12 protein-coding genes are annotated in these 11,286 nt (G+C 29.2%); 4 read left to right on the top strand and 8 right to left on the bottom strand.

The genetic code is table 11. From position 1 onward, the window contains the following. Positions 1–371: 371 nt before the first annotated feature. Entirely contained in the window at positions 372–689 is a 318-nt protein-coding gene (locus tag RWQ74_RS08270; protein WP_314397817.1) for a DUF1904 family protein, read from the top strand. Between the two features lie 70 nt (positions 690–759). Here RWQ74_RS08270 and RWQ74_RS08265 read toward each other — a convergent pair whose 3' ends face one another. The 3 genes from RWQ74_RS08265 to RWQ74_RS08255 all read right to left on the bottom strand — a co-directional run bounded on the left by RWQ74_RS08265 (position 760) and on the right by RWQ74_RS08255 (position 5,242). Then, entirely contained in the window at positions 760–2,493 is a 1,734-nt protein-coding gene (locus RWQ74_RS08265) for an ABC transporter ATP-binding protein (protein WP_314397816.1), read from the bottom strand. Beyond that, a complete protein-coding gene (locus RWQ74_RS08260; protein WP_314397815.1) occupies positions 2,480–4,243 on the bottom strand; it encodes an ABC transporter ATP-binding protein in 1,764 nt (587 codons plus the stop codon). The genes RWQ74_RS08265 and RWQ74_RS08260 overlap by 14 nt, the downstream gene beginning before the upstream one ends. 390 nt (positions 4,244–4,633) lie before the next feature. Beyond that, positions 4,634–5,242, bottom strand: coding sequence for a ribonuclease H family protein (locus RWQ74_RS08255; protein WP_314397814.1), 609 nt, complete (start codon positions 5,240–5,242; stop codon positions 4,634–4,636). A gap of 293 nt (positions 5,243–5,535) precedes the next feature. Between RWQ74_RS08255 and murC the strand changes: the two genes are divergently transcribed. Both murC and RWQ74_RS08245 read left to right on the top strand, forming a co-directional pair. Then, the gene (murC, locus tag RWQ74_RS08250; protein ID WP_314397813.1) at positions 5,536–6,840 is read left to right on the top strand and encodes a UDP-N-acetylmuramate--L-alanine ligase; all 1,305 of its coding nucleotides are present in this window, start codon (positions 5,536–5,538) and stop codon (positions 6,838–6,840) included. Between the two features lie 66 nt (positions 6,841–6,906). Beyond that, the gene (locus tag RWQ74_RS08245) at positions 6,907–7,422 is read left to right on the top strand and encodes a DUF948 domain-containing protein (RefSeq protein WP_314397811.1); all 516 of its coding nucleotides are present in this window, start codon (positions 6,907–6,909) and stop codon (positions 7,420–7,422) included. A 134-nt stretch (positions 7,423–7,556) separates the two neighbouring features. Here the strand turns inward: RWQ74_RS08245 and RWQ74_RS08240 are convergent, their stop codons facing one another. Genes RWQ74_RS08240 through RWQ74_RS08230 form a run of 3 tightly spaced genes read right to left on the bottom strand, consistent with a single transcriptional unit; the run spans position 7,557 to position 8,463 of the window. Further along, positions 7,557–8,000 carry a DUF3021 family protein gene (locus RWQ74_RS08240; RefSeq protein ID WP_314397810.1) on the bottom strand — a complete coding sequence of 148 codons (444 nt, stop codon included), beginning with the start codon at positions 7,998–8,000 and terminating at the stop codon, positions 7,557–7,559. An 11-nt stretch (positions 8,001–8,011) separates the two neighbouring features. Further along, entirely contained in the window at positions 8,012–8,275 is a 264-nt protein-coding gene (locus tag RWQ74_RS08235; RefSeq protein WP_314397818.1) for a LytTR family DNA-binding domain-containing protein, read from the bottom strand. Positions 8,276–8,289: 14 nt separating this feature from the next. Continuing rightward, entirely contained in the window at positions 8,290–8,463 is a 174-nt protein-coding gene (locus RWQ74_RS08230) for a hypothetical protein (protein ID WP_314397809.1), read from the bottom strand. Positions 8,464–8,895: 432 nt separating this feature from the next. On the opposite strand from RWQ74_RS08230, the gene mscL reads away from it, so the two are divergent. After that, positions 8,896–9,267, top strand: a complete 372-nt coding sequence (mscL, locus tag RWQ74_RS08225) for a large conductance mechanosensitive channel protein MscL (protein ID WP_314397808.1) — start codon at positions 8,896–8,898, stop codon at positions 9,265–9,267. A 215-nt stretch (positions 9,268–9,482) separates the two neighbouring features. Here mscL and RWQ74_RS08220 read toward each other — a convergent pair whose 3' ends face one another. Continuing rightward, positions 9,483–10,481 carry a D-2-hydroxyacid dehydrogenase gene (locus RWQ74_RS08220; RefSeq protein ID WP_314397807.1) on the bottom strand — a complete coding sequence of 333 codons (999 nt, stop codon included), beginning with the start codon at positions 10,479–10,481 and terminating at the stop codon, positions 9,483–9,485. Positions 10,482–10,593: 112 nt separating this feature from the next. Then, positions 10,594–11,286 (bottom strand): HAD family hydrolase (locus tag RWQ74_RS08215; protein ID WP_314397806.1); only part of this gene is annotated, 693 nt, incomplete at its 5' end.

Below are 11,286 nucleotides of genomic sequence, written 5' to 3'. Positions count from 1 at the left end.
ACGCATAAAAATACCCCTTTCACTGGTTTGTCCAGTAAAAGGGGTACATATCAAATCGATTTTTTAGAGTCACCCCCGCATAGTTTATTAGATATCTAAAAAGCTTTTATAAAGCGAATTTAGATGTCAATAAACCACTGCGTCTATGAGTTCTCATATACACTTTGTTAAAATTTAGGACTTTTGGGTCAGCCCCTTTAATACTCATATATCTATTTTTAACTTTACATATTAAATAATTTTAATATCGAAATTTTCTTTAAATCTTATTTTACTATTTCTTTAAAATTTCTTTTAATCTATTTTTCAACAAAAATACACTATATTATGATATAATATAAGAAAACGAATTCAAATAATGGAGGTCTATTATGCCACGTATAGTTGCTAGAGGATTTAAAAAAGAAGATTTAAAAAAAGTTAGTGCTGAGCTTTTCGACACTATTGCTGAAATAATCGAAAGACCACGCGAAGCTTTTACATTAGATTTAATTGAAAGTATTGCTATTCTTGATGGAGAAGAAATTAGCAGAGCAACCCTAGAAATCGGATGGGTTCACCGCCCTGTTGAAGTTTGCGAAAAAGTTGCTACTGCTGTTAATGAACTATTTAAACCTCTTGGTTATGAAACAGTAATGATTTCATTCAAAAATATTGACTTAGCATACGAATTTGTATTCAAAAAATAATTATTAAAAAAGGAGTGATTTAAAAATCTAGATTTAGTAGAATCTGATTTTTAAAATCACTCTTTTTGTATTATCCTTTTACTTGAGTTTCATACATTTTTTTGTAACTTCCCTCAAGGGCTAATAATTGTTCATGTGTTCCACTTTCAATTACTTTCCCTTTTCTAAGGACATAAATCATATCTGCATTTTTTATAGTTGATAACCTATGAGCTATTATAAGCGTTGTTCGCCCTTGTTTTAATTCTTCTATAGCTCGACTAACATTTTGTTCTGTTTCACTGTCAATATTGGCCGTCGATTCATCAAGAATTAAAATCTTAGGATCTTTAGCTAAGGCTCTTGCTAGACAAATAAGTTGCTTCTCACCTGTAGAAAAGTTATTTCCACCTACTTCTACTTTTGAGTCCAACGAGCGATTTTCTAATATGAAATCTCCTCCAACTCTAGACAAGGCCTCTTTGGCAATTTTTTCATCGTTAGAAGTTGTAATATTTTCCAGTAAGGTACCTTCAAATAAAAATGAATCCTGAAGTACTATCGCCGTTTTTTCTCTTAGATATTCCTTACTATAATCATTTATATTTCTACCATTGATTAAGACATTACCTTTAGTCGCACTGTAGAACTTAACAATTAAGTTCATTATAGTACTCTTACCACTTCCCGTATGTCCTACAAATGCCACAGTTTGATTCTCTTTAATTTCAAGATTTAAATCACGAAGTACATAAAAATCATCTTTATAAGAAAAATACACATCTTCAAACTTAATATTTCCTCGGAAATTATCCTCAGTAATATCGTTATGATTGTCTTCCTCAACTTCTAGCTTAAGTATCTCTTGAATATTTATAGCCGCACCCTGGGCTCTAATATAATTAGAAATTCCCATCGTAAAGTCTGCGATTCTATAAATTATATCGGTAGTATAATTTATAAATAAATATACCATTCCCAATGTAATACTATAAACATTATTAAAATGTGAATACGAATAGTAATAAACAATACCTATGAAAATCACTATTCTAAATACTCCAGTTATATTATGAAGCAATAGACTATCTACTAGATTTAATTTTTTCCAATATTTATAGCGTTCTTCGTTATGCTTATTCCAGTCTTCAATACTCTCTTTTTCTTTATTAAAAGCTTTGATGATTTCTAAATTTTGATAATTTTCATTTATAATCCCATTACTTTGAGAAAATTTACGTCTGTATCCCTTAATACTATCTATAGATAACTTATTATAAATTTTTAATACTATAAACATTACCGGGAATAACGCTAGCATAAATAATCCAAAACGTACATCTACATAAAATAATACAATATAAGAAAAAATAATCTTTAGCACGATTATTAATATTTGCACAAATGTCGAAACGAAAAATGTTCTAATTTGGTTAACATCACTCGTTATCCTAGATACTACAGAACCAGCTGGCATATTATCAAAATACTTAATAGGTAGGCTTTGTATATGGTCATATACCTGCATCTGAATTCTAACGTAAACCTCATTAGCACCTTTTACTAAGTAAATATTTCTAATATAGTTAGAAATCCCTGAACATAATAGTATAAGTCCATATCCAGCTATTACTATCAATGATTTTAAAATTATCTGACGTGTTAAATCTCCAGTTATTCCATCAAAAACTTTCGACAACACGTACACACCAGCAACCCCTAGCCCAACATTTAATAATGAAAAAACAAAGCCTATTATATAAGATCTTTTTGCTTTTTTCATATAAGGAAGAAATTGAAATAACGGATTTTTATTCTTCATCATCTTCTACCTCCTTATTTTGATACTCATCTAGTTGTTTATACCAAGGACATTTTTCAAGAAGCTCATCATGCGTTCCAAAATTTAATATTTTACCGTTATCTAATACAACTATTTTATCAGCATGTCTTACTGCAGAAATTCTATGGGCTACTATTATATTAGTCTTACCTTCTCGAGTTTTCTTAATATTTTCTATAATAGTTTTTTCTGTATTAGAATCTACTGCACTTAAGCTATCATCTAGTATTAAAATATCAGGATCTGATAACAATGCTCTCGCTATACCTAGACGTTGTTTTTGTCCACCTGATAGAGATAAACCATTTTCTCCTACAAGAGTATCAATACCATCTTTAAATCTACTAATATCCTTTTTAATATCCGCTTGTTCAAGAACGTCATCTAACCTATCTTCTAAATCATATCGATAAAAAAGAACATTTTCCTTTATAGATTTTGAGAACAATTGATATTCTTGTGGTGCATATCCTATCTTAGCTCTTACAGAATAATCATAATATCGCTCCATTCCCTTGCCGTCAAGAAGAAGCGTATTTTCTTCTATTGGATATAATCGAAGCAGTTGCTTGATAAATGTCGTTTTCCCACTACCAGTCTTTCCTACTACTCCTATAGTTTCACCTTTATTAATAGTAAAATTAATATCTTCTAGCACATGATTATTATCCTCGTAATTAAAATTAAAATCTTTAAATTCAATACTACTATTAAACTCAAAATTACTTTCAGCTAGGTCATTATTAACATCAGCCTTTTTATCAGAGATTTCTAAAACTCTTTTCGTAGCTTGACGAACCTCTATAATCATAATAACTAACTCAGATAAAGCAATATACGGCCACTGGATCATCCCAATAACTACACAGACAGAAATCAACTCTCCTAATGTCATCATTCCTAAATTAATAAAGTAAAATCCTCCAGCTACAGCTATAATGTAACTTGCCGCTAACGATACTGTATTAAGTGGTTGATAAACAAGAGTTTTTTTCATATATTCTTCATTACTTCTAGCATAACTTCTAAGTTTTCCTACAAAGCTATTTCTAACTTTATCAAGCAAGCTATAAGCTCTAATTACACGAATACCCTTAACATTTTCTAAAGTCTCTTCTGTAATTTCATCCATAGTTTTCGCCATTTCATTATAGTATTTTTCCTGTACCTTACGTCTTCTAACTAAATAAATAGTCTGAAGAATCAAAGGTATATGAATTAGTAATAAATAAATTAAACTAGATTTATTAAATATAAGAACACTTATAAATAAATTATAAATTATTCCATCAAAAATTAATAGAATACCATAACCAAAAAGCGGCGCAATATAATTCGTAATATCATTCGTCGATCTACTAATAACTTCTCCAATACTAAATTTATTAAAAAATACTGGAGTATGTCTATAAATATCATATTGAATATCATAGGTCATATCTTTAATAACTTTATCATATCCTATAAACGTATAGTATTCTTTAAAGAAATAGACAATATACAGTGCTATTCCAGCCAAAACAATTCTTAGAATTTCATTAACTACACCATCAAAACCAATATTTCCTCCCGCTATACCATCAACTATATAACTTAACCTATCAGTTGGGTATAACGAAAAATAATAAGATGCAATAGAAACTATTAGTGCGATTATTATGCGTTTTTTATCTCTGTAAATAAGATTTACTATTTTATTAAATATTTGCTTATTATTTATCATATCATTCATTTTTCACCCTCCTTTTTTCATCTATTGAACTATATTTTATTAATTATAACATATTTAAACACTTAATTTTATTAAAAAGCAAATAAAACAGGAATAACTAAAAATTCTTATTTTCCAGTTATTCCTATTCGTTTTTTGAACATATATGATTATAACATATAATTAATTTTGACTTAGTCTACTTAATTATAGGGAGTGACTCAAAAATCACGATTTCAAAGAAACAAGATTTTGTTAAGTCACTTCCGCACAGTTTATTAGATATCTAAAAAGCTTTTATAAAGTGCATTTAGATATCAATAAACCACTGCGTCTATGAGTTTTCATATGAACTTTGTTAAATTTTAAGACTTTTGGAGCAACACCAAATCCAAAATAGCAACTTCTTAGTTATTTTCCCTTTTTAAACTCCTCTATTGCTTCCTTCGCAAGTTTATCAACTACTTCGTTAAGTTCAACACCTGTATGTGCCTTCACTTTTACAAAATTTACCTTCACTACTGTTTTTACCTTATTATAAAATTTCACATAATCCTGTGTATAAGGTAAGTTCGCCTGCCAATCTCCCGTTGCCCAAGATTCTATCCCTTGATAGTCATAAAATAAAGTGATCTCTTTGATTTTTCTATCTACTGCGTACCACATAACATACTTGGCTGCTTCTAATTCTCCAGCAACATTGTGTAATTGAGCATAATCTTCTCTATTTCCAGCATGTTTGAACTCATATTTTTTATCGCCATCTACTATAACTACACCAGAACCATAAATACCTTGTACTCTATCAAAACTTCCATCTATATATGCATAGACACCATCAACGGCTTCCACATTCTCTATCTTTTCTTCATTACCTTTTACGAACTCTTCTGCTTCGTCTAAAGCTTTAAAACTTTTATATATCGCACCCTTAAACCCTGTAACTTGCTCTTTACACTCATCCCACGTTGAAAAAACTCCAATTTTTTTACCTTTTCTTACCGCATAAAATTTAGCCATCATATTCTCCTTACAAAAATATTTACTCTAAAATTATACTACATAGAAAATATTTAGTAAAATTTAATTAAATATACCAAATTTCAATGGATATTTATTGTCTTTAATAATTTTGTTTGTCCCACTAACTATAGTGTATTACATGAAAAAAGTAGAAAATCTATGAAAATACAATATAATAAAAACTCCTATTGATTGAATTTTTATCCATTTTGTTGTAAAATTGAATTGCTTATGAAAAAAATATTAAAGAATTTTTTTTATTTTATAAAGATAATTTAGGAGACATGATAATGAGTAAATATCATTTTATAGGTATTAAAGGATCCGGTATGAGCTCACTTGCACAAATCGTTTACGATATGGGACATCAAGTACAAGGTTCAGACGAAGAAACATACTTTTTTACACAAGAAAAATTAGAACAAAGAAACATCCCTATGTTTAACTATGGAGTAGAGAATATAAAAGAAGGATACGAAATAATTTTAGGTAACGCCTTTAACGAGACTCATATCGAATATAGACGTGCTAAAGAACTAGGCTTAAAAACTTACACATATGCTCAATTTCTTGGTAAACTGCTTTCTGATATTCCTTCAATAGCAATTACTGGAGCACATGGGAAAACAACCACAACAACAATGGCAAGTAATATCTTTAAACACAGTCACGTTACCTCTTACTTAATCGGTGATGGTACTGGTCACGGAGAAAAGAACTCTGAATTCATGATAGCTGAAGCTTGCGAATACTATAGACACTTCCTTGCATATCATCCAGATTATGCTGTAGTTACAAATATTGACTTCGATCATCCAGATTACTTTAACGATGAACACGATATGTTTGATGCATTCCAAAGCTTTGTGAATCAAGTTAAAAATGTAGTAGTAATCTGCGGTGATGATCGCTTAGCTTCACAACTTAAACCTGCAAACGCTAAAGCTATTAAATACGGGTTTAATGAAGGAAATGATTATCAAATTAAAAATGTTCAAACTACATCTGAGCATAGTAAATTCGACATTTATAAAAATTCAGACTTACTAGGAACATTTACAATGGCAGTCTTTGGATTACATGATATTTCTAACGCTACTGCAACAATCGCTTTAGCTGACTTAAATGGCATAAGTATTGAAAAAATTCAAGAGTCACTTGATTTATATAAACCTGCTGAAAGAAGATTTAGCGAACATAAAATTGGAAACAGTGTAATTGTCGACGACTACGCTCACCACCCAAGTGAGATTAAAGCAACTATCAACAGTGCACGTAGAAAATACGCAGGCAAAGAAGTTATCGCTATTTTCCAACCTCATACATATACACGTACAGCAAAATTCTTGCATGAATTTGCAGAGAGCTTAGAAACAGCCGACAGAGTATTTCTTTGCCCAATCTTCGCGTCAGTACGTGAGAAAGAAAAAATTGTTGGAATCGAAGATCTACAAAAAGTAACTAAAGACGCTCAAATAATAAATAGTGAAAATGATTTTGATAAACTTAACTTTGATAATAGTGTATTCCTATTTATGGGAGCTGGTAACATTAATAAACTTTGTCATAAATTTATCGAACACAAATCAAAATAATTTAGTTGTATTATAATCAATATTAAAATATAATTGATTATAAGGACTTATAAAGGAGGAAACATTATGTTAGATATAAACTGGTTAATTTTAGCTTATGCTGGAATCTTTTTAGCAGGAGTAGGAGTATTAATCCTATGCATAAGCGCTGCGATTACACTTGGAACTGTTAGAAAATCTCTTACTATCGCTACTGAATGCGTAGAAGATGTAACGAACATTGCAGAAGACGCACTAAATCTTGCTAAAGACCTAAATCAAACAGTGAAAAAAGTTGAAAGTAATTTAGAGCCAATTATGGCAGAAACTAATATCTTATTACAAAACACAAATATTTTAGCTGAAGACTTACAAGTTAAATCTGAAAAACTAGATCCACTATTTAATTCAGCAGAAGGATTAGCAACATCTATTAACGGATTACAATCATCTGTGGATAATATGAAATCTAATGTTACAGGATTTAAGAAAAATACAGATCAAAAAATCGAAAATCTTTCTGAAAAAGTAGAAGAAAACAAAGCTAAAGCTTCTAATCTACTTAACAAATTCTTAAAGAAAGATAAAGTAGAAGAAAAATAATATTTAAAATAAAAATTAAAAAACATTTCTATGTCAGGTATTCTTTAAAAAGTATTTTATAATCTGTTATAAAATTTAGAGGAACAACACAAAATCATTAATTTGTGTTGCTCCTCCTTTTGGACAACTGAATCTTACATATTCTCTCTTAATTTTATATTTATCTCACTTATACTATTTTTAATACTAAAATATCGAACTATTCCTATTAAAACATAAACCACAGTAGCTGTAATCATCATTAAAATTAAAGTAGTAAGACTACTAAACCATTTCAAATAATAACCCGCTAACACAAGTGGTAACATAATAAGAAAATAATGTGATACAAATACTATTACTATGTTATCATTTAACTTACTTTGAAATACTTTACCAGCTAATCCTTGTAATAAACCTAAAATAGCATATACTAAGGTTTGAATTAATACTGCCGTATTTAGATTATCAAAACTCTGAATATACAATGGCATACCAGGATAAAACTGACCATATAAAATACCAAATATTAGATTAATAACATTCCCTACTCCTATCCCTAACAACATAAATATTACAATTTTTTGAAATAATTTCATTTTAATACCTCCTATAATCCTAATTTCATCTTAAATTCTTTTAACATCCTACGTGATACATAACTTATATCCGAATTTTTATAATTTATAACTATTGTTCCTCTCAATCCTAAATCTAAGCTATGAATATATTTAACATTAGCTATTTCACTTTGAGATATTTTTATAAAATCCTTAGTTAATGTACTCTGCACTTCATATAATTTTTTTCTAACAATAAATCTACCTTCAACTGTAACTACATATACTTTTCTATCTTCAACATATACCCTTATAATATCCTCCGTATTTAATAAACGTACTTCCCATCTAAAACTCCTATAAAGTAATCTTCCTCATTTTCTATATGATTCACTAAATTTTTAATCTCATCATTCACTTTATTTGCTGATATAGTAACTATTGTTTCTTCAAGTTTCTTATCTATATTTAATTCTACTTTCACATTTTCAGCTCCTTTCATATATTTAATTCAACTTTCATATCTTTAGCTCCTTTCATAATTATATTTTATATAATAAATATTTAAAAATCTATAGATAATGCATATTCGGTTAGTTTTCTTGTTTATTCGGTAAATTATGTGCTAATTACAAATACAATATATTTTACTTAACAAATGAGAGTGACTCAAACATCGTGATTTCTTTAGCAACAAAATTTTTTTTGAATCATTTCCTCAATAGTTTATGAGTTTTCTTGTAAAACTTTTTAAAATCCAGGGTTTTTAAGTTAACCACAATAATTTATAAAAATATATTTAACTGATATGGTAACTAAAATTAGAATACGTTTCCTTTTATTTTTTTCATAAATTTGAGTCTTTCTTCTTGATTTTATTTATATTTTGATATAATATACTTTAGTATTAAATTTTAAAAGGAGATATTTTTTTATGTTAAATGAATTTAAAAAATTTGCATTTAAAGGAAATGTATTAGACCTAGCTATCGGGGTTATCATGGGGGCTGCATTCGGAAAAATCGTTAGTTCATTAGTAACTGACATTATGATGCCTCTAATCGGATTACTTTTCCCTGCTAAACCAGATTTTTCTAAATTAGTATGGAATAATATTAAATACGGTAACTTTATTCAAATTACAATCGACTTCTTAATTACAGCAATCGCAATCTTCATTTTTGTTAAAGCTATCAACACAGCTAAAGACAAAATGTCTAAAGAAGAAGAAGCTGAAGAAAAAGCACCAGAAGTTGATGCTAAAGAAGAACTTCTTAAAGAAATCCGTGACTTATTAAAAAAATAATAAATTAAAATTTTAAGATTTGACAATGTCGGATCTTTTTTTCTATGTTCACCCTTCTAAAAAATTCTTTCCTATAAGTAAAAGAGAGTGATTCGACAAAATCGTGATTTCTTAAGAAACAAGATTTTGTCGGGTCACCCTCCGCTCAGTTTATTAGATTTCATATAAACTTTGTTAAATTTTAGAACTTTTGCCTCAGCCGGTCCTTCTACATTTTATTTATTCACAACATTCGCAGATTTCCCAGTTGTAATTACTTCAACAGCCGCTTCTAATCCACCTTCTACAAGGTTTTGGATTGCAGTTTCTGTATAAAACGCTGTATGAGGTGTGTAGATTACATCATCACGATCTATTAGAGTTTGTAATAGTTCATCATCAAACTCTTTCCCTTCAAAGTTTTTAGGAACATATTTACCTTCATTTTCATAAACATCTAGCCCTGCTCCAAGAAGTTTTCCACTATCTAAAGCACGTAATACAGCCTTTGTATCAACTAGCATACCACGAGCAGCATTTAGTAAGATTGAATTATCTTTCATTTTAGCAAGAAATTCGTCGTTTACCATATGATTATATTCTTTAATAGCTGGCATATGAATAGTAATAATATCAGAAGCAGCTATTAAATCATCTAAATTCTCAACATAGTCTAAGACTTCTTTCGCCGCTTCATTTTGATAAACATCATAACCTATAACTTTAGAACCTAAAGCATTGAAAAGTCTAGCAGCTTGAGTACCGATCCTTCCTGTACCAATAACACCTACTGTTAAAGTTCTAAGCTCACGAGATAATATCCCTGGATTCCAAGAGAAATTATGTTTTTCTATATTGCGTTGAATTTTGTTTGTATTTCTACTTATTCGTAGCGCTGATGTAAGTACATGTTCAGCAATAGCATTTGGTGAATATGACGGTACATTGGTCATTTTAATCCCAAGCTCTGACATTAATTCTAAGTCATAAATATCAAAACCAGCAGAACGAGTAGCAAACACTTTAACACCTTGTTCTTTTGCATATTCATATACGTCACGTTCAAAAGGTTTATTTTGAGCTAAGACTACACCTTCTTTACCTTCTAGTAAATGTTTATTAGCTGATGTAAGTTCCTCTGTATAAACATCAATTTCAACCTCAGTGTGAGAATTTCTCCAACTTTCTAAAGCACTCTTTTCATCTTCTCTTAAATTAAAAAATACTAATTTCATATTCTTTTCCTCCTTAAACAAAGCACTAGTTTAATTTTATTCTAGTAAACTTCTAATAAAATCAATATAACTAATTTTACCATAAAAGTTAACTAACTAAAACCATTTTATTTTACTTTTCAAAAATTTTTTTAATAATTTCAAACAATTCACTATTGTTTTCCGCTATTTTATAAATATCTACTTCCTTTGGTGCTATTTGCTTATAGCGATTTATCCAAATTGCTTTCCATCCCGCATTATTCGCTCCAACTATATCATTTTCCAGCGAATCCCCTATATAGTATAGAGCACCATTAGGAAGTTGTAATTTTTCTTGCATAATTTTAAATATTCTAATATCTGGTTTATTTATACTATAATCACCTGAGACTATAATATTCTCCCTATCAACCCATCTTTCAACACCTAATGCTTTTACCTTAGACCATTGATGTTCACTTAGTCCATTAGTAATAATTCCTAACTTTACATTATTATCTTTCGCTAGTTCCAAAATACTTATAGTTATATTAGACATTTGTAATTTTTGTTGATTCTTTTTATATTCTTTTTGCATATTTAATGCCTGTTCATCAGTTAGAAAGACACCTAAGTCTTTCGCCGCTTCTTGAATCCTATAAATATGATATTCATCCATGGGCATTTCACCATTCCTAGAGGCTTCAAATTTCACATCACTATAATGTCGACTCAAAAGATAAAATTGTTCCATATCAATATCCATATCGAATAGACTCTTATACGCATTCTCAAATGGAACTATCTGTTCATACAACGTATCATCCACATCAAAAACAAGACC

The organism is uncultured Gemella sp. (assembly GCF_963525165.1).
Lineage (GTDB): Bacteria > Bacillota > Bacilli > Staphylococcales > Gemellaceae > Gemella.
Note: the sequence above shows the minus strand (reverse complement) of the source record. Positions and strands in the feature narration are given on the sequence as shown.